The 24,938-nt window shown below is 71.3% G+C and carries 25 protein-coding genes and 1 riboswitch; of the genes, 11 read left to right on the plus strand and 14 right to left on the minus strand.

Annotated features, from left to right (window positions below):
• Positions 1 to 286 precede the first annotated feature (286 nt).
• The 6 genes from J2Z30_RS24495 to def all read left to right on the plus strand — a co-directional run bounded on the left by J2Z30_RS24495 (position 287) and on the right by def (position 7,475).
• Entirely contained in the window at positions 287 to 976 is a 690-nt protein-coding gene (locus tag J2Z30_RS24495; RefSeq protein ID WP_044570161.1) for a sigma-70 family RNA polymerase sigma factor, read from the plus strand.
• Positions 973 to 1,302 carry a mycothiol system anti-sigma-R factor gene (rsrA, locus tag J2Z30_RS24500; RefSeq protein WP_044570160.1) on the plus strand — a complete coding sequence of 110 codons (330 nt, stop codon included), beginning with the start codon at positions 973 to 975 and terminating at the stop codon, positions 1,300 to 1,302. Before J2Z30_RS24495 ends, rsrA begins: the two co-directional genes overlap by 4 nt.
• 216 nt (positions 1,303 to 1,518) lie before the next feature.
• Positions 1,519 to 2,964 carry an HD domain-containing phosphohydrolase gene (locus tag J2Z30_RS24505; RefSeq protein ID WP_044581412.1) on the plus strand — a complete coding sequence of 482 codons (1,446 nt, stop codon included), beginning with the start codon at positions 1,519 to 1,521 and terminating at the stop codon, positions 2,962 to 2,964.
• 533 nt (positions 2,965 to 3,497) lie between these two features.
• Positions 3,498 to 4,802, plus strand: a complete 1,305-nt coding sequence (locus J2Z30_RS24510; RefSeq protein ID WP_044581411.1) for an HD-GYP domain-containing protein — start codon at positions 3,498 to 3,500, stop codon at positions 4,800 to 4,802.
• Positions 4,803 to 5,042: 240 nt separating this feature from the next.
• On the plus strand, positions 5,043 to 6,029 hold the full coding sequence (locus tag J2Z30_RS24515) for a tetratricopeptide repeat protein (RefSeq protein WP_020868546.1): 987 nt from the start codon (positions 5,043 to 5,045) through the stop codon (positions 6,027 to 6,029).
• An 816-nt stretch (positions 6,030 to 6,845) separates the two neighbouring features.
• Positions 6,846 to 7,475 (plus strand): peptide deformylase, encoded by a 630-nt coding sequence (gene def, locus J2Z30_RS24520; protein ID WP_044570158.1) that lies wholly within the window; start codon positions 6,846 to 6,848, stop codon positions 7,473 to 7,475.
• 67 nt (positions 7,476 to 7,542) lie between these two features.
• Here the strand turns inward: def and J2Z30_RS24525 are convergent, their stop codons facing one another.
• The 5 genes from J2Z30_RS24525 to J2Z30_RS24545 form a co-directional block, all read right to left on the minus strand.
• Entirely contained in the window at positions 7,543 to 8,574 is a 1,032-nt protein-coding gene (locus J2Z30_RS24525; protein WP_107073515.1) for a ribonucleotide-diphosphate reductase subunit beta, read from the minus strand.
• Positions 8,575 to 8,591: 17 nt separating this feature from the next.
• Positions 8,592 to 11,009, minus strand: a complete 2,418-nt coding sequence (locus J2Z30_RS24530; protein WP_044570156.1) for a ribonucleoside-diphosphate reductase subunit alpha — start codon at positions 11,007 to 11,009, stop codon at positions 8,592 to 8,594.
• Positions 11,010 to 11,144: 135 nt separating this feature from the next.
• Positions 11,145 to 11,275: riboswitch (cobalamin riboswitch) on the minus strand.
• A gap of 116 nt (positions 11,276 to 11,391) precedes the next feature.
• On the minus strand, positions 11,392 to 11,898 hold the full coding sequence (locus tag J2Z30_RS24535; protein ID WP_044570155.1) for a GNAT family N-acetyltransferase: 507 nt from the start codon (positions 11,896 to 11,898) through the stop codon (positions 11,392 to 11,394).
• A gap of 64 nt (positions 11,899 to 11,962) precedes the next feature.
• Complete coding sequence (locus tag J2Z30_RS24540; protein ID WP_198549114.1) at positions 11,963 to 12,133, minus strand: DUF7196 family protein; 171 nt, start codon at positions 12,131 to 12,133, stop codon at positions 11,963 to 11,965.
• A 41-nt stretch (positions 12,134 to 12,174) separates the two neighbouring features.
• Positions 12,175 to 12,462 carry a hypothetical protein gene (locus J2Z30_RS24545; RefSeq protein WP_044570153.1) on the minus strand — a complete coding sequence of 96 codons (288 nt, stop codon included), beginning with the start codon at positions 12,460 to 12,462 and terminating at the stop codon, positions 12,175 to 12,177.
• 491 nt (positions 12,463 to 12,953) lie between these two features.
• Here J2Z30_RS24545 and J2Z30_RS24550 point away from each other — a divergent pair, with 491 nt between their 5' ends.
• Positions 12,954 to 13,913: an IPT/TIG domain-containing protein gene (locus J2Z30_RS24550; RefSeq protein ID WP_209468816.1), complete on the plus strand. Its 960-nt coding sequence runs from the start codon at positions 12,954 to 12,956 to the stop codon at positions 13,911 to 13,913.
• Between the two features lie 136 nt (positions 13,914 to 14,049).
• Complete coding sequence (locus tag J2Z30_RS24555; protein ID WP_044581409.1) at positions 14,050 to 14,745, plus strand: nitroreductase; 696 nt, start codon at positions 14,050 to 14,052, stop codon at positions 14,743 to 14,745.
• Between the two features lie 20 nt (positions 14,746 to 14,765).
• Here the strand turns inward: J2Z30_RS24555 and J2Z30_RS24560 are convergent, their stop codons facing one another.
• From J2Z30_RS24560 to J2Z30_RS24575, 4 genes are all read right to left on the minus strand, one after another.
• The gene (locus J2Z30_RS24560) at positions 14,766 to 15,362 is read right to left on the minus strand and encodes a hypothetical protein (protein WP_052701365.1); all 597 of its coding nucleotides are present in this window, start codon (positions 15,360 to 15,362) and stop codon (positions 14,766 to 14,768) included.
• The gene (locus tag J2Z30_RS24565; protein ID WP_044570151.1) at positions 15,359 to 15,946 is read right to left on the minus strand and encodes an RNA polymerase sigma factor; all 588 of its coding nucleotides are present in this window, start codon (positions 15,944 to 15,946) and stop codon (positions 15,359 to 15,361) included. The genes J2Z30_RS24560 and J2Z30_RS24565 overlap by 4 nt, the downstream gene beginning before the upstream one ends.
• A 223-nt stretch (positions 15,947 to 16,169) precedes the next feature.
• Positions 16,170 to 16,370, minus strand: a complete 201-nt coding sequence (locus tag J2Z30_RS24570; RefSeq protein WP_044570150.1) for a DUF397 domain-containing protein — start codon at positions 16,368 to 16,370, stop codon at positions 16,170 to 16,172.
• Between the two features lie 10 nt (positions 16,371 to 16,380).
• A complete protein-coding gene (locus J2Z30_RS24575; RefSeq protein WP_044570147.1) occupies positions 16,381 to 17,232 on the minus strand; it encodes a helix-turn-helix domain-containing protein in 852 nt (283 codons plus the stop codon).
• A 153-nt stretch (positions 17,233 to 17,385) separates the two neighbouring features.
• Between J2Z30_RS24575 and J2Z30_RS24580 the strand changes: the two genes are divergently transcribed.
• Positions 17,386 to 17,880, plus strand: a complete 495-nt coding sequence (locus J2Z30_RS24580) for an ATP-binding protein (protein WP_044570146.1) — start codon at positions 17,386 to 17,388, stop codon at positions 17,878 to 17,880.
• On the opposite strand, the gene J2Z30_RS24585 is transcribed toward J2Z30_RS24580, so the two are convergent.
• Positions 17,877 to 18,530, minus strand: coding sequence for a hypothetical protein (locus tag J2Z30_RS24585; protein ID WP_209468817.1), 654 nt, complete (start codon positions 18,528 to 18,530; stop codon positions 17,877 to 17,879). The two genes, J2Z30_RS24580 and J2Z30_RS24585, sit on opposite strands and share 4 nt — an antisense overlap.
• 72 nt (positions 18,531 to 18,602) lie before the next feature.
• On the minus strand, positions 18,603 to 19,172 hold the full coding sequence (locus J2Z30_RS24590) for a TetR family transcriptional regulator (protein ID WP_044570143.1): 570 nt from the start codon (positions 19,170 to 19,172) through the stop codon (positions 18,603 to 18,605).
• A 119-nt stretch (positions 19,173 to 19,291) separates the two neighbouring features.
• Here J2Z30_RS24590 and J2Z30_RS24595 point away from each other — a divergent pair, with 119 nt between their 5' ends.
• A complete protein-coding gene (locus tag J2Z30_RS24595) occupies positions 19,292 to 20,203 on the plus strand; it encodes an SDR family oxidoreductase (protein WP_044570141.1) in 912 nt (303 codons plus the stop codon).
• Between the two features lie 342 nt (positions 20,204 to 20,545).
• Here the strand turns inward: J2Z30_RS24595 and mctP are convergent, their stop codons facing one another.
• From mctP to J2Z30_RS24610, 3 genes are all read right to left on the minus strand, one after another.
• Positions 20,546 to 22,159, minus strand: coding sequence for a monocarboxylate uptake permease MctP (gene mctP / locus J2Z30_RS24600; protein WP_044570139.1), 1,614 nt, complete (start codon positions 22,157 to 22,159; stop codon positions 20,546 to 20,548).
• A complete protein-coding gene (locus J2Z30_RS24605) occupies positions 22,156 to 22,416 on the minus strand; it encodes a DUF3311 domain-containing protein (RefSeq protein ID WP_044570137.1) in 261 nt (86 codons plus the stop codon). The genes mctP and J2Z30_RS24605 overlap by 4 nt, the downstream gene beginning before the upstream one ends.
• Before the next feature lie 190 nt (positions 22,417 to 22,606).
• Complete coding sequence (locus J2Z30_RS24610; RefSeq protein ID WP_044570136.1) at positions 22,607 to 23,401, minus strand: GntR family transcriptional regulator; 795 nt, start codon at positions 23,399 to 23,401, stop codon at positions 22,607 to 22,609.
• Positions 23,402 to 23,662: 261 nt separating this feature from the next.
• Between J2Z30_RS24610 and J2Z30_RS24615 the strand changes: the two genes are divergently transcribed.
• A complete protein-coding gene (locus J2Z30_RS24615) occupies positions 23,663 to 24,934 on the plus strand; it encodes an extracellular solute-binding protein (protein ID WP_044570133.1) in 1,272 nt (423 codons plus the stop codon).
• Positions 24,935 to 24,938 lie beyond the last annotated feature (4 nt).

Genomic DNA, 24,938 nt, shown 5'->3' on the forward strand with positions numbered 1-24,938 from the left:
GGCGGGGGCGGCGGTCAGCGGGGCGGGAATGCGACGGGAGGGATCCGTGTTGAACGGGCTGTCGGTACTGACCGTGTAAGAGGCACTGATACGCGGAATACGAGGAAAGGGAGTTCCCCGCATGGGTTCGCTTGCTTGCCCGGCCCGTCCACAGGCCGCTGACCTGGACTGGTCTCAGCTGCAGGCGGCGCAGGCCGTGAAGATCGAAGCGGCGGGCGCACCGGATCGTCGTCTATTCTCCGATTCGAGCGGGTCCACTTCCGGACCCGACACGAAGCTGGAGGAGGTGGGTCAGGTCACTGGGACCGACGCAGGTACCGACGGCGTGACCGAGGGAGAGCCGGTCGAGCGGTCGCAGGAGTCGTCCTCGGAGCGCAACGCGCGCTTCGAGCGGGACGCCCTTGCCTTCTTGGACCAGATGTACTCGGCCGCGCTGCGGATGACGCGTAACCCGGCCGACGCCGAGGATCTCGTGCAGGAGACCTACGCCAAGGCGTACGGGTCCTTCCACCAGTTCCGCGAGGGCACCAACCTCAAGGCGTGGCTGTACCGCATCCTGACCAATACCTTCATCAACTCGTACCGCAAGAAGCAGCGGGAGCCCCAGCGCAGCGCGGCCGAGGAGATCGAGGACTGGCAGCTCGCGCGCGCCGAGTCGCATATGTCGACCGGTCTGCGCTCCGCCGAGTCGCAGGCCCTCGACCACCTGCCCGACTCCGATGTCAAGGAGGCCCTACAGGCCATCCCGGAGGAGTTCCGCATCGCGGTCTATCTCGCGGACGTCGAGGGCTTTGCCTACAAGGAGATCGCGGACATCATGGGTACACCCATCGGTACGGTGATGTCCCGGCTGCACCGTGGTCGCCGCCAGCTGCGCGGTCTGCTGGAGGACTATGCCCGTGGGCGCGGGCTGGTCCCGGCGGGCGCGGGCGGCGCGGCGGACGAGTCGCACGATCGGAAAGGCGCGGACTCATGAGCTGCGGAGAGTCGCATGAGACGGACTGCTCCGAGGTTCTCGACCATCTCTACGAGTTCCTCGACCACGAGATGCCGGACGGCGACTGCGCCAAGTTCGAGGTGCACTTCGACGAGTGCTCTCCGTGCCTGGAGAAGTACGGCCTCGAGAAGGCCGTGAAGAAGCTCGTCAAGCGGTGCTGCGGCCATGACGACGTGCCCACCGACCTCCGGTCGAAGGTCATGGGGCGGATCGAGCTGATCCGCTCCGGGCAGGCGGTGCCGGAGCGCGAGATCACGACGGAGACGAACGCACCGAGCGGCGCGCCGAGCAGCGCCCAGGAGTGACCCCGGGGCTCAGGCCCCAGCGGATCCCCGCTCGAACGCCAATCGAGTTGGCGCGTTCTCATTCCCACCCTCGGTGATCAGATCATCACTCGAAGGGGTGTAATCGGACAGTCCCTCCGGTCCCATACGCCCCGCCTCGTCCTAAGCTCCCCAACCACCTGAGCCGCCCCGCCCGAGAGGGGTGGCGCGATGGACATGGATGGGGAGGAGGACACCGTGCGGGCACTTCCCAACGGGGCGCGCGCCTATGTCCTGTGCGCCGTGCTCGCCGGGGCGTACTGCGCCGCCCCGGCCGTACGGCCCGGAGCGGCCGTCCCCTGGGCCACGACCGCCCTGCTCGCCGCGGTTCACGCGGTCGGCTCCAGGGTCCGCGCCCGCTGGCCCGAATGGTGCAGCCCCGTCCTTCTGGCCGGGGCTTTTCTGCTGCCGCCCGCCGCCGCGGCGCTGGTCGCCGTGCCCGGTGCGCTGCTCGCCCGCGTCGAGCGGCCCCCCGCCGGGGCGCGGCGGGCCTGGCGCGCCGCACGGCTGTCGCTGGCCGTCTGGGCCGCCTCGTGCGCCTTCGCGGCCCTGGACGGCCCCGGGACCCTCAGCGCCCTCTGGGCCCTCGGCGACGGCGGCCAGGTCCCCGCTGGGCCCGTGTCGTCCGGTACGCCCGGCTTTCCGTATGCCCTGGCGGCCGCCGTGGCGGCCGCGCTCGTCCTGGGCCTGACCGCCACCGCCCTGGAGGGCGGGGTGCTGGTCACCGCCGAGCGGCAGTCCCCGCGCGCCGCCTGGTGGGGGCGGCTGCCCGGCGCCCTCGCCCCGTACCTGGTGCACGGGCCCGCCGGACTCGCCATGGCGGTGCTGTGGCGCAGCCCTTACGGACCGGCGGCGGCCCTGCTGGTGCTGCTGCCGATGTACGTCTGCGCCTGCGGCTTTGTGCTCTACCGCCGCGAGAGCGCCGCCCACCAGGCCACCATCCGGGCTCTGGTCCAGGCGGTCGACATCAAGGACCGCTACACCCGCGGCCACAGCGAGCGCGTCGGCCGCGCCTCCGCGATGATCGCCCGCGAGCTGGGCATGAGCGGCGACCGGCTGGAGGCGGTGCGGATCGCGGGCATCCTCCACGACGTCGGCAAGCTCGGCGTACCCACTCGGTTGCTGCGCAAAAACGGTCCGCTGACCCCCGATGAGCGCCGGGTGATCGAGCTCCACCCCGAGTACGGCGACGAGATGGTGCGCGGCATCGGCTTCCTGGGGGAGGCGCGGGCCGCGATCCTCCATCACCATGAGCGGCTGGACGGCAGCGGCTATCCGTACGGGCTCGCCGGGGCGCAGATCCCGGAGTTCGCCCGGGTGGTCGCGGTGGCGGACGCCTTCGACGCGATGACCTCGACGCGTACGTACCGCAGGGCCCGGCCGGTGCCCACGGCCGTGGAGGAGCTGCAGCGGTGCGCGGGCTCGCAGTTCGACCCCCGCATGGTGGGGGCCCTCACCCGCGCCCTGGACCGCCACGGCTGGCACGCGGCGGTCACCGCGGACGCCCCTGAGGAGCGCGGAAACGTCCCGGCAGACGCCCTCCCCGAGCCCGCCCCGCCCCTGGTACGCGCGGCGGCCCCGGGCGCGTCGGACGACCCCGGCGGGCCCCGCCCCGGCGCGGGCGGCCCCGGCGGTGGACCATGAGCCCCGCCGAGGACCCCACAACGCCCGGCACGAACGATTCCGCCCAGGCCTCAGGGCCAGCCGACGAGGGGCTCGGGGAAGCCCCGAACACCTCGGCCAGGGGTGGGACCGGCGCCCCGGGCCGCCCTGGTTTCGATCGGGCCCCCCGGCCCGCCCACGGGCCCGCCGACGAAGAGCCCGGGGAAGCCCCGGACCTCTCGGGCAGAGGCAGGGACGAGACGGGGGCCCCGGACCGCCCCGGCTCCGATCGGGGTCCCCGGCCGGCCCCCGGCCCAGCCGACGCGGAGCCTGGGGAAGCTCCGGGCACCTCGGGCGGGGGTGGGAGCGGCGCCCCGGGCCGTTTCGGCTCGCGCGGTCGGGACGAAAGCGCGGCCCAGTGGCCCGCCAGGGCGGCTCGTTCCGGTTCGGCAGCGGCCAACCTCCGGCCCCCGAACGCCCTCGCCCGGATCGCCGAGCGGCACGCTCGTGCCCTCCACCGCGCCCGCCGCCAACGGGCCGAGTCCGCCGCCGCCCGTGAGGAGGGGCGGGAGCGCATATCCCGGGGCCGTTATGGCGGCCTTACGGTCGTCGCCGTATATGGCGCGGCGGGGGCGCTCGCCGTAGCGGCGCTGGTGTGGACCGAGTGGCATGGGGTGCGGCAGGCGGAGGCGGCGCTGGCCTTCGGGGCGCTCATCGCCGTGGGGGAGGCGATCCGGTGCGTCGAGGCGCCGCCCGCGCTGCCGGGCGGCGGCGGGGGAGTGCTCGATCCGCGCGGTGAGCCCGCACCCCTCGCCGCCGCCGGCGCGCTCGGATACGCCCTGCTCGGACGGCTCGGCGGGGAGCCCGCCGCCCATGGCGTCCTCCAGGTGGTCACCGTCGTCGTGGCGGCATCGCTCGCCGGGCTGGTGGCGCCGCTCGCGCTCGGCTGCCCGGTCGACCCCGGCCACACCGCCCGCCGGGTGCTGACCGCCGCGTTCGCCGCCGTGTGCTTCCAACCGCTGCACCGGACCGGCCGTTTGGCCGACTGGCTCGGCCACGGCCCGTCCCTCGTCGGCTATTTGCTCGCCCTGCTGGCCCTGACCGCCCTGTGCGACGCCGTTCTGGCCGCCGCCCTCGCCCGCGCCCGTACCGGCTGGCCTTACGGGCCGCTGCTCCGCGACGAGCTGCGGTCGCTGCCCGGGGTCGGGGCGGCGGTGTGCGCGACCGCGGCCGTGATGGCGCTCACCGTGGCCGTCGCCGGGCTGTGGCCGGTGCCGGTGCTGGCGGTGCCGCTGCTGCTGATCCAGTACTCCTACCGCCGCTACGCCGGGATACGGGCCACTTACCGCCAGACCATCGCCTCCCTGGCCCGGTCGACCGAGATAGCCGGGTACACCCCGACGGGCCACGCCCGCGAGGTGGCCGGGCTCAGCCGGGCGGTGGGGCGTGAGCTGGGCCTCTCCGAGCCCCGGCTGACCGTGCTGGAGTACGCGGCGCTGATGCACGACATCGGCCAGCTGTCGCTGGTGGACCCGGTGCCCGCGGGGGCCACCGAGCCGCTGTCCGCCGCCGAGCAGCGCAAAATCGCGCTGCTCGGCGGCGCTGTGGTGCGCCAGACCGGGGTACCCGCCGAGGTGGCGCTGGTCGTGGAGCGCCAGGCGGACCCGTACCGCGAGCAGCCGCTCGCCGCGCGTATCGTGCGCGCGGTGAACGCGTACACCGAGCTGGTGAGCGGGCCCGCGGCCGAGGGAGCGGCCGGGGCGGCAGCGCTGTGCGCCCTGGAGCGGCTGCGGCTGGCCACGGCGCGCGACTTCGATCCGGTCGTGGTCGAGGCGGTCGCCACGGTGCTGTCGCGCGGGGTTTACGGCCGCCCCCGGTGAGAACTGAGAACTCGCCGGTAATGAGCGGGGCTCCCGAGGGGCATGGTTGGATGCGAGGAGAGGGGTGCCAGGCCAGATGGCCGGTGGCAAGGAGGTGTGGTGGGCGTCGCATCCCGGCCGCAGCGTGAGGGGTCGGGCTGAGATGTCCGCGAATGTGTGGCAGGTTGTCTTCGAGGGAGGGCGACGCCGTCCGCGAAGGCATCTGGTATGGGACGACTTCGATACCGGCAGGCGGGAATCGTGAAGATCTTCGGCAAGGTACGGCACCGGCCGTCCGCCTCATGGCGGCAGGCCACGGACCGTGCGTTCACGCTCATCGGCGACGGCCGGTACGAGGACGCGGGCGCGCTGCTGACCCGCGCCGCCGACCTGGAGCCGTGGCTGTCGGAGTCCTGGTTCAACCTGGCGTTGCTGCACAAGTTCCGGCACGACTGGGAGCAGGCGCGCGCCGCGGGGCTGCGGGCGGTCGCCCTGCTGGACCGCGAGACGGGCGCTCCGGACTGGTGGAACGTGGGGATCGCGGCCACCGCGCTGCAGGACTGGCCGCTGGCCCGCCGCGCCTGGCAGGCATACGGGCTGAAGGTGCCCGGAGAGGCGTCCGCGTCCGGTGAGCCGCTCGGCATGGAGCTGGGCAGCGCGGCGGTGCGGCTGTCCCCGGAGGGCGAGGCCGAGGTCGTCTGGGGCCGTCGGCTGGACCCGGCCCGGATCGAGGTGCTGTCCATCCCGCTGCCGTCGTCCGGGCGGCGCTGGGGCGAGGTGGTGCTGCACGACGGTGTGCCGCACGGTGAGCGGGTGACGTCCGCGGGCCCCGCGTACCCGGTCTTCGACGAGATCGAGCTGTGGGCGCCGTCCCCGGTGCCGACCTGGGTGGTGCTGCTGGAGGCGGCCACCGAGGCCGACCGGGACGCCCTGGAGCGGCTCGCGGCGGACGCGGGCTTCGCGGCCGAGGACTGGTCGTCGTCGGTGCGGCTGCTGTGCCGTTCCTGCTCGGAGAGCCGGATGCCCAGCGACGAGGGCGAGGGCGAGCATCTGGACCCCCACGACCACAGCGAACCGGGCCACCCCGGGCCGCTGGGCCACCGTATGGCGGGCTCGGGCTCGCTGTGGGTGCCCGAGCGCGAATGCGGGATCGCGGCGCCCGGGGGGCTGGTGCGGGGGCTGCTGGACGGGTGGGTCGCGGACAGTCCGGACACTCGCGAGTGGCGGGACCTGGAAGAGGTCTGCTGACCGCCTGGCGGCTGGCGGCAGCCCTGGGGGCCTAGGGGCGTCCGGCGGGTCGTGACGCCTGCGGCGGGCCGTTCCCCTCCCCGCCCCTTCCCGAAACTGGGGCTCCGCCCCAGACCCCGAAACTGGGGCTCTGCCCCAGACCCCGAAACTGGGGCTCTGCCCCGGGCCCCGAAACTGGGGCTCTGCCCCAGGCCCCGGATTGGGGCTCTGCCCCAGGCCCCGGATTGGGGCTCCGCCCCAGACCCCGGGCCGGGACTCCGCCCCAGACCCCGGGCCGGGGCTCTGCCCCAGGCCCCGGACTGGAGCTCTGCCCCGGGCTCCGGGCCGGGGCTCTGCCCCAGGCCCCGGACTGGAGCTCTGCCCCGGGCTCCGGGCCGGGACTCTGCCCCAGGCCCCGGACTGGAGCTCTGCCCCGGGCTCCGGGCCGGGGCTCTGCCCCAGGCCCCGGACCGGGGCTCCGCCCCAGGCCCCGGACCGGGGCCTCGGACGTTCCCGAGGCCTCGATGTGCGGCTCCGCCGCGTGGTGGGGCTTCGCACTGGACTCTGACCGGGCGTCCCGGCTGTGCGCGGGCCTTCGCCCTGCTATCCGCTGCCGTGACGGTCGGCTCGTCGGCCGCCGGGGTCCAGGGGCGGAGCCCCTGGTACGGGAAGGGGCGGGTAGGGGAAAGACTCGTCGGGCACCCCGCACCGGCCCGACAGGCCCTGGAAGGCATGTGGAGGCCCGGTCACAGCGCGTAAGCGCACCGCACCCCGCCGCGCGGTGCCCGTACCCTGTAGGGCGACGCATCACGGTTGAAGGAAGGCGTACGGCGGAAGATGTCGCAGCAAGGGACGAAGCAGCGGGTGGACGACGAGTTCATCGTGGACACGGAGGACTGCGAGGAGCGCGAGCGGGCCTTCCGCGAGCGCGGCACCGCCCGCCCGATCACCGTGTACGGCAACCCGGTCCTGCACAAGGAGTGCCGGGACGTGACCGTGTTCGACGAGGAGCTGGCACGGCTCGTCGACGACATGTTCGCCAGCCAGCGGGCGGCGGAGGGCGTGGGCCTGGCCGCCAACCAGATCGGTGTCGGCCTTAAGGTCTTCGTCTACGACTGCATGGACGACGAGGGCGTTCGCCATGTGGGCGTGGTCTGCAACCCGGTGCTGGAGGAGCTGCCCGCCGACCGCCGGGTGCTGGACGACTCCAACGAGGGCTGCCTGTCGGTCCCCACGGCCTACGCGGAGCTGGCCCGCCCCGACTACGCGGTGGTGCGCGGCCAGGACCTCGACGGTGAGCCGATCGCGGTGCGCGGCACCGGCTACTTCGCGCGCTGCCTCCAGCACGAGACCGATCACCTCTACGGCTACCTCTACATCGACCGGCTCTCCAAGCGCGACCGTAAGGATGTGCTGAAGCAGATGGCCGAGGGCACCGCCCGCTATGAGACGGTGCCGAACGGCTGAGCGTGCCGTACCTCACAGGGCCGGGCCCCTTGGGTCCGGCCCTGTTGACGTCAGAAGCCCACCGGCATCAGAAGTCGTCGTCGAAGGCGACCGACCCCTCGACCGCGACCTGGTACGCCGAGGCGCGCCGCTCGAAGAAGTTGGTCAGCTCCTGGACGTTCTGCAGCTCCATGAAGGAGAACGGGTTCTCCGAGCCGAAGACCGGGGCGAAGCCGAGCCGCTGCAGGCGCTGGTCGGCCACGCACTGCAGATACTCCTGCATCGACGCGGTGTTCATGCCCGGGAGCCCTTCCCCGCACAGATCGCGGGCGAACTGGAGCTCCGCCTCGACGGCCTCCTTCAGCATGTCGGTGACCTGCCGCTGGAGCTCGTCGTCGAAGAGGTCCGGCTCCTCCTCGCGGACGGTGTCCACGACCGAGAAGGCGAACTCCATGTGCATCGACTCGTCGCGGAACACCCAGTTGGTGCCCGTCGCCAGGCCGTGCAGCAGTCCGCGCGAGCGGAGCCAGTACACGTAGGCGAAGGCGCCGTAGAAGAACAGCCCCTCGATGCAGGCCGCGAAGCAGATCAGGTTGAGCAGGAAGCGGCGGCGGTCCTCCCTGGTCTCCAGCCGCTCGATCTTCTCCACCGAGTCCATCCAGCGGAAGCAGAACTCCGCCTTCTCCCGGATGGAGGGGATGTTCTCGACGGCTGCGAAGGCCGCGGCGCGGTCGTCCGGGTCGGGGAGGTAGGTGTCCAGCAGCGTCAGATAGAACTGGACGTGCACCGCCTCCTCGAAGAGCTGCCGCGACAGATACAGCCGCGCCTCGGGGGAGTTGATGTGCTTGTAGAGCGTCAGCACCAGGTTGTTGGACACGATCGAGTCGCCGGTGGCGAAGAAGGCGACCAGACGGCCGATGAGGTGCTGCTCACCGGGGGAGAGCTTGGCGAGGTCGGCGACGTCGGAGTGGAGGTCGACCTCCTCCACGGTCCAGGTGTTCTTGATCGCGTCGCGGTAGCGGTCGTAGAACTGCGGGTACCGCATCGGCCGCAGGGTCAGCTCGAACCCGGGGTCCAGCAGGTTCTTGGTGTGGCCCGGCGCGGTGTTCACGGTGGTCATCTCGGATGCGGTGGGCATTACTGGCAGGCCTCGCAGGACTCGGGGTTTTCCAGGGAGCAGGCGATCGCGTCGGCCTCGGCCGGGGCCTGCTGGACGGGGACGGGGACGGTGGGGGTGGGGGTGGCGGCCGCGGCTGCGCCGCCCCGGGCGCTCTGGGCGATCCGGGTGGCCGGACGCGAGCGCAGGTAGTACGTGGTCTTGATGCCGCGCTTCCAGGCGTACGCGTACATCGAGCTGAGCTTGCCGATGGTCGGCGAGGCCATGAAGAGGTTCAGCGACTGGCTCTGGTCGAGGTACGGGGTGCGGGCCGCCGCCATGTCGATCAGGGCGCGCTGCGGGACCTCCCACGCGGTGCGGTACAGCTCCCGTACGTCCGCGGGCACCCAGGAGAAGTCCTGGACCGAGCCGTTGGATTCGCGCAGCGCCTCACGGGTCTGGGCGTCCCAGACGCCCAGCTTCTTGAGGTCGTCCACCAGATAGGAGTTGACCTGGAGGAACTCCCCGCTGAGCGTTTCGCGCTTGAAGAGGTTGGAGACCTGCGGCTCGATGCACTCGTAGACGCCCGCGATGGAGGCGATGGTCGCGGTCGGCGCGATCGCCAGCAGCAGCGAGTTCCGCATCCCGGACTTCGCCATCCGCGCGCGCAGCGCCTGCCAGCGCTCCGGCCAGGTGGCCACCGCGTCCGTGTAGTGGTCCGGGTGCAGCACCCCGCGCGCGGTGCGGGTCTCGGCCCAGGCGGGGTGCGGGCCGTGGCGCTCGGCCAGCTCGCAGGACGCCTCGTACGCGGCGAGCATGATGCGCTCGGAGATCCGCGTGGAGAGCGCCGTGGCCTCGGGCGAGTCGAACGGCAGCCGCAGCCGGAAGAAGACGTCCTGGAGCCCCATGAGGCCCAGACCCACCGGGCGCCAGCGGGAGTTGGAGGCCCCGGCCTCCTCCGTGGGGTAGAAGTTGATGTCCACCACGCGGTCGAGGAAGGTCACGGCGGTGTGGACGGTGGCGTCCAGGCGCTCCCAGTCCAGCTGCCCGTCCTCGCCCAGGTGCGCGGCGAGGTTGACCGATCCGAGGTTGCACACGGCGGTCTCGCCGTCGTTCGTGACCTCCAGGATCTCGGTGCAGAGGTTGGAGGAGTGGACGACCCTGCCGGGCTGGGCGGTCTGGTTGGCGGTGCGGTTGGCGGCGTCCTTGAACGTCATCCAGCCGTTGCCGGTCTGCGCGAGGGTGCGCATCATCCGGGCGTACAGCTGGCGCGCCGGGACCTGCTTGACGGCCTTCCCCTCGGCCTCGGCCTCGCGGTACGCGGCGTCGAACTCCTCGCCCCACAGGTCCACCAGATCGGGCGCGTCGGCCGGGGAGAACAGCGACCAGTCGGCGTCCGCCTCGACCCGGCGCATGAACTCGTCCGGGATCCAGTGGGCGATGTTGAGGTTGTGGGTGCGGCGGGCGTCCTCGCCGGTGTTGTCCCGCAGCTCCAGGAACTCCTCGAGGTCCGCGTGCCAGGTCTCCAGGTAGACACAGGCCGCGCCCTTGCGCCGGCCGCCCTGGTTGACGGCGGCCACCGAGGCGTCGAGCGTGCGCAGGAACGGCACGATGCCGTTGGAGTGCCCGTTGGTGCCCCGGATCAGCGAACCGCGCGCCCGGATGCGGGAGTAGGACAGGCCGATGCCGCCCGCGTGCTTCGACAGCCGCGCCACCTGGTGATAGCGGTTGTAGATCGAGTCCAGCTCGTCCAGCGGGGAGTCCAGCAGATAGCAGGACGACATCTGCGGATGCCGGGTGCCGGAGTTGAACAGCGTGGGGGAGCTGGGCAGATACGACAGCGTGCTGGTCAGCCGGTAGAGCTCGGCCACGTCGTCCAGCGCCCGCTCCGAATGGTCCTCGGCGAGCCCGCAGGCCACGCGCAGCAGGAAGTGCTGCGGGGTCTCGATCACCTGACGGGTGATGGGGTGGCGCAGCAGATAGCGGCTGTAGAGGGTGCGCAGCCCGAAGTAGCCGAAGCGGTTGTCGGCGCCGTCGGCCAGGGCCCGCTCCACCAGCGCGTCCAGCCGCTCGGCGTGGGCGGCGGCGAACTCCGCGGTGGAGTCGGCGAGCAGGCCCTCGCGGTGGCCCACCCGGACGGAGCCCGAGAAGGAGACCGCGCCCTGCCCGGCCGCCTCCTCGGTGATGGTCAGCGCCAGCAGCCGCGCCGCGAGCCGCGAGTACTCCGGCTCCTCGGCGATCAGCCCGGCCGCCGCCTCGGTCGCGAGCGCACGCAACTCCGCCTCGTCCGAGCCGGGATGACGGCCGCGCAGGGCGGCGGCCGCGACCTTGCCGGGGTCGGTGGCGGGCAGGTCGGCGGTGAGTCCGGTAAGAGTCCGGAGCAGGGCGGTCCCGGGCGCGTCGTCCGCTGCCTGAGAAGCCGCCTGCGCTGAAACCGGATCGGCGGGCGCGATGGTCACTGAGGTGCTCTCCCTCGCTCGGCCGGGCCGCGAGGGGTGGTGCGATGGGCGCGTACGGGCATGCCGATGCCGCACTCCTCGTACGCCAGGCACACCACACAGCGTCCATCGGCCCAACCCTCGAGGCCGGGGGACGTGTTCACAGGGCCGTCGGCAGGTGCTCGGACTCACGGGCACGCCGAATTGAGCGCACACGTACACCGTTGCGGGACAGTTCCGGATTCCCACCGGATTCCCCTGCGATGACAGTGAGGACGAGCATACATCTTGTGTCGGCTGACGCACGCACCCCCATATCTTGTGTCGGAGCTGCGGAGTTTCGTATGAATGTGCTAATGCGTTCCGAAGGCGGCCCGTGACCTGGGGCGTGCGGCGCGGGGCGTCACAGCTCCACGGTGAAGGCCCAGAGGGTGATGTCCGTGTCCGGCAGGGGCGCCCAGTCGCGCTCCGGGGCACGGGTGAAGCCCAGCCGCTCGTAGAGGCGGTGGGCGGCGGTCATCGAGTGCTGGCTGCTGATCACTATTCGCCGCAGACCCAGTGCGCGGGCCCGGTCCAGGCAGGCTCGCACGAGTGCCTCGGCGGCGCCGCGCCGGCGCGACTCGGGACGGACGGCCAGCATCCGGAACTCGCCCTCGCCGGGGCGGGCCAGCTCCGCGTACGCCCCGCCGTGCACGGCGAACGCCACGGCACCCAGAACCTCGTCGCTCGCCGCGTCCGCGGCGACCAGCAGCTCGGCCCCGGCGGCCCGGCGGCGGGCGTCGCGCAGGGTGGCGAGATAAGAATCACTGTCCCCGAAGTCCAGGAGTCCGTCTCCCAGATACACCTGCGCGGTGAGCTCTCCTATTTCGTCCAGCTCCTCGGCCCGCGCGCGCCTGATCGTGATGTCCATGCCCGCAGTCTGCCGCAGGCCACTGACAGCCGGGTCGGTGTGCGCCGAATGTGGGTTCTCGGTGTCACTGGGTGACGGCGCTGATCACTCCGGTGGAGCCCGCGCGCTTGTTGGCGGCGTCGGCTTCCTGGTGGGTGACATAGCGCCGGACCGTGCCGTCCGGCAGCGTCAGCTCATAGACGACAACGGGCTGAGGCGGCCATTGAGCCGCTGTTCCGCCGCAGTTGCAGGCCATGGTTGCCCTTCCTTTCCTCGGGTCGTTGTGGGGGGCGGGGGTCAGTCCAGCCATCGCGAGGCGACGCCGGCCAGGTAGGAGAGCGTCAGGGCGGTGGCCGGGAGGTGGAACCACGCGGTGGTGTGCAGCAAGGAGGCGTAGACGGCGATGGCGGCACCTACCCATGTGCTGGTGCACCAGCCGCAGTTGACCAGGTAGGAGGCGCGGGAGTCGTCACCGAAGCGGTCGGCGACCCAGGTCCTGAATCCCGCCGCCAGGGTGTCCTTGGTGATGAAGCGGGTGATCCGGCAGGTGGTGCCGAGGGCGAGAAGGAACGCGGCGAGGCTCATCGGATCGTTTCCTCCCCGGGAGGTCATACGGGGGTCGGCACGGCCGATGTCACTGCGGGTCGGCACTGCCGATATCACTCATTAGAGGCATGGCGGGTGATGGCAGGCCATACCCCTTGGCGCGCATTCGCCCGAATAGCCGAGCGCTTGTCATACAAGCTCGGCGCCACGCGCGCCCTCATGCGCCAAACGAGTGATGGCCGCCGTGAGGCCTTGAGTGACGCCGAGGGTCGTGGATAACTGGGAACGTGGCCGCCGAGGCTGCCCCATACCTCGTCGGCCACTCCAGGAGCCGGGCGTCCGCCCCGTGGCTCCGCCCTCATCCGCGCACCGCTCCCGCGCGCCGACCGGCCGCCCATGGCTCATCCGTTCCTCCGGTGCGGCCTGTCTCGACCGCGCGGTGACGACGAGGCGCCGACCGGCGGTGTGCCCACATCCGTCGGTATGCCGCCGGCGCACATCACCCGAACCCTTCCCCGGGAGGACCGACCATGACCTCGACCGCTCTCGCGACCGCCGCCGCCAATGCCGCCACCGCGGGCTACTGGCCACCGGTGGGCCCGCCGACGCTGCTCGCCGTGGTGCCCGACTCGGGCCCCGCCGCCGGTGGCAACTACGTCCGGCTGTTCGGCCAGAACCTGCGCGGCGTCACCAGCGTGTCCTTCGGCGGCACGCCCGCCACCATCGTCTACCAGGACAACCCCGGCGGTGGTGGCGGTGGCGGCTGGGGCGGCGGTGGCGGTGGCTGGGGTGGCGGCGGAGGAGGCTGGGGTGGCGGTGGCGGAGGTGGCTGGCCCGGTGGCGGCGGCAACCCCGGCTACGACGGCATCGTGGTGATAGCCCCGCCGCACGCGCCCGGGACCGTCCAGGTCACCGTCACCACCGCCGCCGGGACCAGCAACGGCCTGCCGTACACCTACGTGGCCCCGGCCCCGCCCGCCGCCGTCGCCATCACCCCGACCGTGGGCCCGACCACCGGCGGCACCGTGTACGTGATCACGGGCACCAATCTGACCGGGGTCACCAGTGTCACCTTCGGCGGAAGCCCCTCGACCATCCTGGCCATCAACCCCGCCGGGACCAGCCTGATCGGCATCACCCCGGCAGGCCCGCCCGCGGGCGGCAATGTCACCGTGACCCTCACCGGCCCCGGCGGCAGCCCCAACGTGCCCGGTGGCTTCACCTACTTCGTCGCGCCACCCGCACCGGCGCCCGTGGCCATCACACCCGCCACCGGACCCGCCACCGGCGGCACCGCGTTCACCATCACCGGCACCAACCTCGGTGGTGTGCTGGGCGTGCTGTTCAACGGGGTCCCCGCCACCGGTGTGACCGCCACCCCCACCACGGTGGCCGGTATCACCCCGCCCGGGGCGGTCGGCAGCGCGACCGTCACCCTGGTGACGGCCTTCGGCACCGTCACCGTCCCCGGCGGCTTCCTCTACGTCTGACGTCTGACGCGCACGTCCGAGACCGGACCGCCGGTCACCGAGCCCCTTCCACCAGGGCCCGGTGACCGGCGACGACGTCCGTTCGAGCCGCTGGGTGGCCGGTCACCTTTGCCCGTTCCCGGCCGTCAAGGACGGCATGGATGTCTACGAAGCGGTCATGAGCCGACGGGCGGTGCGGGGGTTCACGGACGAGCCGGTCCCGAGGGAGGTGCTGGAGCGGGTGCTGTCCGCCGCCGCACGATCACCCTCCGGCGGGAACCTCCAGCCGTGGCGGACGTACGTACTGACCGGCCCGCCACTGGCTGAGCTCAAGAAGCGCACCGCCGAGCGCGTGGCCACCATGGACGATCCCGGCGACGAGCGGGAGTACCCGATGTACCCGCACGAGCTGAGCAGCCCGTACCGCGAGCGGCGCGCCGAGGCCGCCGAGCGGCGGTACGCCACGCTCGGCATCCCACGGGAGGATCAGCGGGCCCGCCGCAGGGCCGTCGCCGCCAACTGGGACTGCTTCGGCGCGCCCACCGCGCTGTTCTGCTACCTCGACGGCCGTATGGGACCGGCCCAGTGGGCCGACGCCGGGATGTATCTCCAGACCGTGATGGTGCTGCTCCGCGCCGAGGGGCTGCACAGTTGCACCCAGATGGCGTGGTCGGTGTACCGCCGGACCGTCGCGGAGGTCGTGTCGCCCCCGGCGGGGCTGATCCTCTTCTGTGGCATGTCGATCGGTTACGAGGACGTTGGCGTGGCGTACGCCCGCTCGGAGCGGGCCCCGCTCGCCGAGGCGGTCACCTTCCTCGATGGCCAGGCCATGGAGGCGGAGCCGGGGGAGTAGCCCACGGCTCCGCCCTCGCGTCACATATGCGCGTCCGGACCGCCGCCGATCCCCGGCACGCTGCACGTCGGGACCTTCTCCACCAGCCGGAACGACACCGCCTGGGTCGAGTGGTCCTTGCCGAACTCCGCCACGACGAGCAGCGTCGCGGCGCCGACCCGCCGACCGTCCGGCAGGACGGCGGCGTCCGGGATCATATCCGGGTGGATGACGGCCTTCCAGGGCTGGGCCGGGAACGTCATCGCGTAGTCCTCGGTGGCCCAGGGGGACTCGGGCGGTGCGCCAGTGGGGCACTTCTTGTCCCCCTCCAGGACAGCCGCCCGCACGCCCATCTCCTTCAGCTGCTTCTGCAGACCGGGCAGGCCCTCGGCGCGGTCCAGGCGAAGGACCAGTGAGCCGTCGCCCTGCTTGGTCACGGCGTACGCGGGCGAGGCGCCGGAGCCGCTCAGCGTCGGTACGACCACCGCGGTGGCGGCGGCCGCCGCCACCGCCGTGACCGCGAACCGGACGCGGAGGCGACGGGCCGGGGCCCGGGTGGCCCGAAGGGGGGCAGGATCCGTGGCCATGGCCGACAGTTCCGACTCCAGACGCTGCTTGAATCCGGTGGGCGTGCTCATGAGACAACCTCCAAGGTGCGTGCGGTGCTATCGGTTTGTTCGGCCCGTTCGGCGACGGCCGGGCGTTCGGCGCGCAGCGCGCGCTTCGCGCGGTGCAGACGGACCCGCACCGTCGCCTGGTTGAGCCCGAGGGCCTGGGCGGCCTCGCGCGGGGTGAGGCCGTCGACGGCCACCAGATCGAGGACTTCGCGCAGCGGCTCGCTCAGCGAGCTGTGCCGCTCGGCCAGCTCCCGCGCGGCCCGTTCCGCGTCGATCCGCTCCTCCAGCGCGGCGATGTCCTCCTCGTCCAGCAGCCGGTGCCCGTTCAGCCGGGCCACCGCGTGCCGCTCGCGGACGCTGCCCCGGTAATGGGAGGACAGGGCGTTGCGGGCGATGCCGTACAACCAGGCGGCGGGCGCCCCGCGCCCGGGGTCGTACCGGCCGGCGGCCTCCAGCGCCGCGACGAAGATGTCGGCGGTAAGGTCTGCGGCCACCTGCGGGCAGGTCGTGCGCCGGGTCACGAAGCCGAGGACGGCGTCGAAGTTCTCCTCGTAGAAGGCCGCGAATCCCGCGGCGTCCGGCCGCGGCGGCGCGCCCCGGCTCATGGGTCGTTGGGGTATGAGGGGCACCCGTTCCTCCAAGGTGCTCGGTGATCCCTTCACCCGGTACTTGGCCGCAACGCTCCCAACCGTTTCATCCACACAACGGCCCAGGCCGGGACCCGCGCTTCGCGGGCCCCGGCCTGGGCCTTCAGGGCGGTGGAAACCGCCTACTAGCTGTCCTCGGTGGTCTTACGGCGCCGCATCCACCACACCAACGTTCCGTCGGCTACGCGGCGCCGAGGTGGTCGAGCTGTCCTTCCTTGGCGCTGCGTATGAGGGCGCTGAGGGTGGTGGGTGTGGTGGTGAGGATGGTCTCGGGTTCGTCGCTCTCACGGAGCCGGATGGTGGCGCCGTCGGGTGCCGATACGTAGAGGCAGTTGGCCCCTTGGGCGCTGTACGAGGACTTCCGCCAGCGGTGGGTGCGCATGCGTTCCCTCTCAGGTGTCCTGCGCGATGCCATGGATCAGGTCGCGCGACTTCGCGGGCTCAAGGGCACAGCTTTCCATCCGGTCCAGCACCGAGCGGTACATCACCAACTTGGCTTCCGCGTCGATGAACTCGCAACCGTGGTCCGTGTCCAGCTGGACGGTGTCGAGCTGCGGCACCGGGCCGTGAGCATAGACGATGGGCTGCCCCGAGCCCGGGAACGTGCCGCCGCCGAAGGGAATCACCAGGATGGTGATGTGCTCGTGTTCGCTCATCTCGATGAGGTGGCCGAGCTGCTCGCGGGTCGTCTCCGGACCGCCGAAGCCCATGCGCAGGGCGGCCTCGTGGAGGATGGCCGTCAGCCGGGTCGGCTGGTCCCCGTAGAGGACCGCCTGCCGCTTGATGCGGAACGAGACCCGGTGCTCCACCTCGTATCCCGCGAGGGGCGGAATGGCTTCGTTGAAGATGGCGCGCGCATGCTGGGTGGTCTGCAGCAGGCCAGGCATGTGGACCACTGATGCGATGCGCAGGGCCGTGGCGTGGTGCTCCAGTTCGGCGAGGTCGAGCAGGCCGGGGACGAGGATCTCGCGGTACTCCTCCCACCAGCCACGGGTGCGGCCGCCGGTCATGGCGGCCAGCTCCTCGACGAGCCGCGCGTCCGCGCAGGTGTAGTTGCACGCCATGGCGCGGACGCGATCGGCGCCCACGGCGTACCGCCCGGCCTCGATGTTGCTGATGCGGGACTGGTTGACGCCGAGGAGCGAGGCGGCCGCGGTGGTCGACAGCCCAGCGCGATCGCGTAGCTTGCGCAGCTCAGTGCCCAGCCGTTGCTGACGCAGCGTCGGGGTGGTGCTCGACGGCATGGTTCGTCCTCCCGGTCGGCACACAGTGTGCACGTGTCACCCACACAGGGCAACTTGGCCCATATTTCGTCGCTGGAATGGAATATAGGCCATCTCAGGTTCTACGGTGTGTGCCCGGACATCGCACAACTCCCCGCACGGATCGGAGACTTCATGCCCACCGTAGCCCCGGAAAACCCCTGGTCGTACTCGCTCCGACTGCCCCATGACCCCCGCGCCGCGGCCATCGCCCGCACTACCCTCCGTGCGGTCCTCGCCCGGCACGAGCTGGGCGAGCTCACCGACCCCGCGACCCTCGTGGCGAGCGAGATGGTCACCAACGCCTACCGTCACACCACCGGCCCGGCCGAAATGCGCATCCGCGTCGTGGAGGAGGGGCGTCTGCGGATCAGCGTGTGGGACACCAACCCGGACATCCCGCCGCCCTTCGACAAGCCCCCGGCCCTCTTCGACCGCTCGTCCGCCCTCGCGGAGGCCGCCGCGAACACCGAGGCCACCTACGGCCGTGGGCTCCTCATCGTCCGGATCTGCGCCGACAACTGGGGCGGTTACGCCCTCGCCGACGAGCTCTTCGGGCGGAGCGGCAAGCTGCTCTGGTTCGAACTCGCGCCGCAACACACCTGCGGCGCCTTCGAGATCGCCGCCTAACGCCCGCCGGGCGTCATAGCAGGCGGGAAGGAGTTCAGCTCCGGCTCTCCGTAGGAGTCGTACGATTCCTCCTTCTCCTGGCTCCAGTCCGGGTCCATCGCGCAGGGCCCGCCGCTGCCTCCGCCGAGCCGGTGGAACTCCGCCTCCCATGTGACCCCGGTACTGAAGCCGCCGTCGCGTTCGGCCTCGACGCTCCACTCCTCGAGCTGCTCGTCCTTCCCGAACCGCGTGATGCGCCACCCCTCCGCCTTGAGGTGATCCCGCACCCTGCGCAGCGCGGGCAGTGCCTCCGCCCGGTCCACCTTTCCGATCGACCACCCGTGGATCAGCTGGTACGCGCCCTCCACGGGCGGGTCGGCGAAGCTGAACAGGCCGTCCGGGTAGCAGTAGTTGGAGTCATAGGTGTTGTGGTTGTCGACATCGACGTAACCGCCTTCGACGGTGCGGTCGATGCCGAGCGCGGCGTAGGCGTCCCGGGAGTACCCGGAGAGCCGGCGCGCCCGCTTCTCGGGGTCGACGTCGGGATAGGTGGAGTCGACGCTCGCGTACGCGAGCCCCGCGAGTCCGGCCACGGCCAGCGCCAGCACGCTGGTGCACCCGACGCGCCACCCACTGCCGCCCTTTCTGGCGGGCGCCTCACTTTCGGTCATATACCGGACGGTAGGTCCCGGCCCCGGCGGCCGGATCCGCGCGGCCGCTCAGGGCGGCCTAGGTACCGGTACTCAGGTCAGGACGGTCGCGGAGAGGTCGCGCAGATCGTCGAAGGCCCGGAGGAGGTGCTCGTCCAGGCTCTTCGCGGGGTCGTCGATCCAGGCCCCGGCCGCGTGGTGAAAGGTGGCCCAGCCGGTCTGGGCGGCCAGGTCGGCCAGCCGGTCGGCGACGCCGCGCTGCCGCAGGGCCTCCGCCACGGCTTCGGTGAGGGACGCCGCCTTGGCCAAGTCGCGTTCGCGGAGCGCCGGCGTCACGGCGATGATCGCCAGCCGTGGTTCGGAGAACGGACGGTTCTCCTCGAGGATCCGTCCGGCTTTCCGGAAGGCGTGGAGCAGTATCTCCAGCGGTCGCAGGCCGTCGGGCGCCTCGGCCACCTCCCGCATCAGCGCGGCGCGCAGATCGGCTTCGCCGTCGAAGAGCACCTCGCGCTTGTCGGGGAAGTGCCGGAAGAACGTGCGCTCGTTGACACCGGCCCGAGCGGCGATCTCGGCCGTGGTGGTCCGGTCGAATCCGCGCTCCCGGTACAGCTCCAGGGCCGCCTGCTGAAGGCGGCGGCGCGCTTCTGCTCCGCTCCGTGGCACGCCCCGAGGTTACCGCACATGCCGACGGCCGACATTCCGTTGCGTCAGTGACTGGCGCTACCGTAAGGTCAGTGACTGGCGCTAAGTAGCGTCAGTCACTGGCACTAAGTGGGAGTCCCATGCATGTCTTCGTTACCGGTGGTTCCGGGTTGACCGGTCCCACCGTCGTCGCCGAGCTCGTCGCGGCCGGTCACACCGTCACCGGTCTGGCGCGCTCGGACACCGCCGCCGCCCGGCTGGAGTCACTGGGCGCCACACCGCACCGCGGCTCCCTGGAAGACCTCGGCAGCCTGCGCGGCGGCGCCGAGGCCGCCGACGGCGTTCTGCACATGGCCTTCGGCGGCGACTTCGCCGACCCCGACGACCTGGAGCGGCGCGACCGGACCGCGATCGAGGCGCTCGGCCAGGCGCTGGCACATTCGGGCAAGCCGTTCGTCTCCACCTCCGGCACGCTGGTCATGCCCGGCGGCCGGGAGAGCACCGAGGAGGACGAGCCCGACACGGCCGGGATCGCGGGCTTCCGGATCCCGGGCGAGCGGGCGTGCCTGGGCTTCGCCGCCCAGGGAGTGCGCGCGAGCGTGGTGCGGCTCGCTCCGACCGTCCATGGCCCCGGGGACTACGGCTTCATCGGCATGCTCGTCGCCACCGCCCGGAAGACCGGCGTCTCGGCCTACGTCGGCGACGGAAGCAACCGGTGGCCCGCGGTCCATCGGCGCGACGCGGCCGTCCTGTTCCGGCTGGCGCTGGAGAAGGCTCCGGCGGGTGGCGTGCTGCACGGAGTGGCCGAGAGCGGCGTCCGCTTCAAGAGCATCGCGGAGGCGGTCGGCCGGGGGCTCGGCCTGCCCGCGGTCTCCCTGTCCCCTGAGGAGGCGGCCGGGCACTTCGTCAGCCCGGCCATGGCCACGTTCTACGGCTTCGACGGGCCGGTCTCCAGCTCTCGCACCCGGGAGCTGCTCGGCTGGACGCCCGCCCATCCGACCCTGCTCGAGGATGTGGAGCACGGCGACTACCTCGCCGCACCGGCCGCCTGACGCCTGCGGCGGGCTGTTCCCCTCCCCGCCCCTTCCACAGCATCGATATGCGGCTCCGCCGCGTGGCTGGGGCTCCGCCCCAGACCCCGCTCCTCAAACGCCGGAGGGGCTGATTTCAGCCCGTCCGGCGATTGAGGACACGCCCGAAGGGCGTCCGGGGTCCAGGGGCGGAGCCCCAGTTTCGGGAAGGGGCGGGGAGGGGGACAGCCCGCCGCAGGCGTCACCGTTCGTCGGACAGCCCTGACGCCGCGGCGTGCGCACGCGAACGGGCCGCCGACCCCCCGGAAGGGGGAGCCGGCGGCCCGTTCGGCCGTCAATTCGGCGCGGCCCGCCGCCAAGGCGTCAGTGGCCGCCCGGGGCGCCCGCCGTGGCGGGCGGGAGGTCGGTCTGGACGCCCGGGTCGCCCGAGTCCGCCTTGTAGTCGGCGGCGGACGTCTCGTCCACGCCGTCCGGGGCCTTGACCGCCCGCAGGATCAGCGTCAGGACGACCGTGACCACCACGTTGAGCACGATGGCGGTGAGGCCGATGTAGCCGATCTCGCCGATACCGGGCACATCGGCGGTGTTGCCGAAGTGCTTCTGGGTGCCGCTCGGGGTGTCGTACGCCTTCCACGTGCCGTAGACCATGCCGACGGCCCAGCCCGCCAGCAGCGCCCAGCGGTGGAACCAGCGGGTGAACAGGCCGCCCACCAGGGCCGGGAAGGTCTGGAGGATCCAGATGCCGCCCAGCAGCTGGAAGTTGATCGCGACGGTCTTGTCCATGCCCAGCACGAAGATCAGCGCGCCGACCTTCACCAGCAGCGAGACCAGCTTGGAGACCTTGGTCTCCTCCTCGGGCGTGGCGTTCGGCCGCAGGAAGTCCTTGTAGATGTTGCGGGTGAAGAGGTTCGCCGCGGCGATCGACATGATGGCCGCCGGGACGAGCGCGCCGATGCCGATCGCGGCGAAGGCGACCCCCGCGAACCAGTCCGGGAACATGTCCTCGAAGAGCTGGGGGATGGCCAGCTGGCCGTTCTCGACCGTCACCCCGGCGGCGATGGCCATGAAGCCCAGCAGTGCCAGCAGCCCCAGCATCAGCGAGTACAGCGGCAGGATCGTGGTGTTGCGGCGGATCACCTCACGGCTGCGGCTGGAGAGCGTCGCCGTGATCGAGTGCGGATACATGAACAGGGCGAGGGCCGAGCCCAGGGCCAGCGTGCCGTACGCCCATTGCCCCTCCGCCGGGGGTGCGAGCCCGCCCGCGCCGGCCTTGGTGAACTTGTCGTTCGCCGCGCTGAAGATGTCGTCGAAGCCACCCAGCTTGATCGGGATGTAGATGATCGCCACCGCGATGACGATGTAGATCAGGGTGTCCTTGACGAACGCGATCAGCGCGGGGGCGCGCAGACCCGAGGAGTAGGTGTACGCCGCGAGCACACCGAAGGCGATCAGCAGCGGCAGGTCCTTGATGAACCAGTTGGTGTTCTCCCCGCCGCCGACGCCCATCACGTCCAGCACCGCCTGGATGCCCACCAGCTGGAGGGCGATGTACGGCATGGTGGCGAGGATGCCGGTGATCGCGACGGCCAGCGAAAGACCCTTGGAGCCGAAGCGGCCACGGACAAAGTCCGAGGTGGTGACATACCCGTGCTTATGGGACACCGACCAGAGCCGGGGCAGGAAGGTGAAGATCAGCGGGTAGACCAGGATGGTGTACGGCACCGCGAAGAACCCGGCCGCGCCGGTCGCGTAGATCGCGGCCGGGACGGCGACGAAGGTGTACGCGGTGTACAGGTCGCCGCCGAGCAGGAACCAGGTGATCCAGGTGCCGAAGCTACGGCCGCCCAGACCCCACTCGTCGAGGTTGTTGGCGTTCTCGGCGGCGCGCCAGCGTGCGGCCAGGAAGCCCATGACCGTGACGGCCACGAAGAAGAAGATGAAGACGGCGAGCGCGACGCCGTTCACTCCGCCGTTCATGCGGAGTCACCCCCCTTGCGCTCCCGCTGCTCGCGGCGGACCAGGATGTAGGCGACCGAGGTCAGCACGGCCGAGATCGGCACCCAGAGCATCTGGTACCAGTAGAAGAACGGGATCCCGATAAGGGTCGGCTCGACCTTTCCGTACGAGCCGACCCAGAGCATCCCGACAAACGGGGCGATCAGGCACAGAGCGGCCACGACGCGCGTGGGCGTCACGACCGGTCTCCTGCCGGGTGAAGCGGACGTGTCTGACATGTGGCGGGCTCCAGTCCCCTCGGCTCATCACCTGCGGCACAGTCGATCACCTGGATCACAGCTGATCATTTGTGTAATGCGCAGGAAATCTAAGCCCGGGGCCCGGCGGTCGTCACTACCCGTCCGTATATCGGTATGAGAAAGATAGCCGGTCAGCAGTATCACGGCCCGGCTCGGCCGGTGGCGCCTCTCAGTCGTTCGGCCGCTGGAGCCGGGCCACGAACTTGTAGCGGTCGCCGCGGTAGACCGACCGCACCCACTCCACCGGCTCCCCGGACGCATCCCGCGAGTGCCGCGAGAGCATCAGCATCGGCAGCCCCACGTCCGTGCCCAGCAGCCCCGCCTCGCGCGGGGTGGCCAGCGAGGTCTCGATGGTCTCCTCGGCCTCGGCCAGCCGGACGTCGTACACCTCGGCCAGGGCCGTGTAGAGCGAGGTGTACTTCACCAGGCTGCGGCGCAGCGCCGGGAAGCGCTTGGCCGACAGGTGGGTGGTCTCGATCGCCATCGGCTCACCGCTGGCCAGCCGCAGCCGCTCGATGCGCAGCACCCGCCCGCCGGCGGCGATGTCCAGCAGCCCGGAGAGCCGGTCGTCGGCGGTGACATAGCCGATGTCCAGCAGCTGGGAGGTGGGCTCCAGGCCCTGGGCCTTCATGTCCTCGGTGTACGAGGTGAGTTGCAGCGCCTGGGAGACCTTGGGCTTGGCCACGAACGTGCCCTTGCCCTGGATCCGCTCCAGACGCCCCTCGACGACCAGCTCCTGGAGTGCCTGGCGCACGGTGGTGCGCGAGGTGTCGAACTCCGCGGCCAGGGTGCGCTCCGGTGGGACCGGGGTGCCCGGTGGCAGGGTCTCGGTCATCTCCAGCAGGTGACGCTTGAGGCGGTAGTACTTCGGGACGCGCGCGGTGCGTGCCCCATTGGAGCCGTTGCCGTCGCTCTCGGCCGTCGTGGTGGCCGCCGCTGCCGCCGTTGCCCCCTCGGTGTCCATCGCGCGCCCTTCCGACTCCTGGTCCGCTGCCGTCACCGGCGTCCACCGCCGTCACCGGTCTCCTGAAGAATCCAGCGCCTCACATCGTGGCACGGTCCCGGCTCCGGGCGGTCCGTCGGTCCGGATGTCGGGAAGTGTCGGTCCGGTAACGGAGCCTCCGGTGACTCTTATACACCCTTGACACCCCAAAAGGTCTAGGCCAAGCTGCGGGCACTGGTCTGGACCATTAAACCCCTGATCCGGCCTTCTGAGGAGAGTGCTGTGAAGCGTGGGCTCATAGCGGCGACGGGTGTCGCGGCAATGCTGGTATCCGTCGCGGCCTGTGGGTCCGACGGCGATGACGACAAGGCCGGAGCGGACGGTTTCAAGGGGCAGACGCTCACCGTCTGGGCGATGGACGGCTCCACGCCGGACGGCTGGACGAAGGATGTCAAGGCCGCTTTCGAGAAGAAGACCGGCGCCAAGCTGAAGCTGGAGATCCAGCAGTGGAACGGCATTCAGCAGAAGGTGACCACCGCGCTCTCCGAGTCCGACCCGCCGGATGTGCTGGAGATCGGCAACACCCAGACCCCCGCCTACGCGCAGACCGGCGGCCTGGCCGAACTCGGTGACCTGAAGGAGTCGATCGGCGCCGACTGGCCGAAGACGATGAACGAGTCCGCGGTTTACGACGGCAAGCAGTACGCGGCGCCGTGGTTCGTGGTCAACCGGGTCGTCCTCTACAACAAGAAGATCTGGGCCGATGCCGGGCTCAAGGACACCCCCAAAACCCGTACCGAGTTCTTCCAGGACCTCGACACCATCAAGAAGAAGACCGACGCCGAACCGATCTATCTCCCGGGCCAGAACTGGTACTTCTTCGACGGGCTGACCATCGGCACCGGCGCCGACCTGGTGAAGAAGGACGGCGACAAGTGGGTCTCCAACCTCGCCGACCCCAAGGTCGGCAAGGCCATGGTCATCTACAAGCAGTACCAGTCCTTCAGCAAGGCCCCCAAGGACAAGGACGAGGCCACCCCGCAGCAGGCCGAGGTCTTCGCCAAGGGCAAGACCGGCGCCTTCATCGGCATGGGCTGGGAGGCCGCTCTCGCGATCAAGGCCAACCCGAAGATCGAGAAGGACATCGGCTACTTCACCGTCCCGGGCGAGACCGCGGGCAAGCCGGAGGGCGTCTTCCTCGGCGGCTCCAACCTCGCGATCGCCGCGGGCAGCGAGAAGCAGGAACTGGCCAAGGAGTTCCTGAAGATCGCGCTCAATGACACCCACGAGGGACAGCTCGCCAAGGAAGGCGGCGTCATCCCCAACAAGGAGTCCCTCCAGGCGCAGCTCAAGGGCAACGCCGCCGCGCAGGCGGCCGCCCCGGCCGCCGCGACCGGCGGCACCACCCCGCTGATCCCCGAATGGGCCGCGGTGGAGAACGCCCCGAACCCCGTCAAGACCTATATGACCGCCGTGCTCACCGGTAAGTCGCCCGCCGAGGCGGCCAAGTCGGTCGAGGACGAGATGAACAAGCGCCTCAGCCAGGAGCGTTGAGCCA

It is taken from the genome of Streptomyces iranensis (genome assembly GCF_017874715.1).
GTDB classification, from domain to species: Bacteria; Actinomycetota; Actinomycetes; order Streptomycetales; family Streptomycetaceae; genus Streptomyces; species Streptomyces iranensis.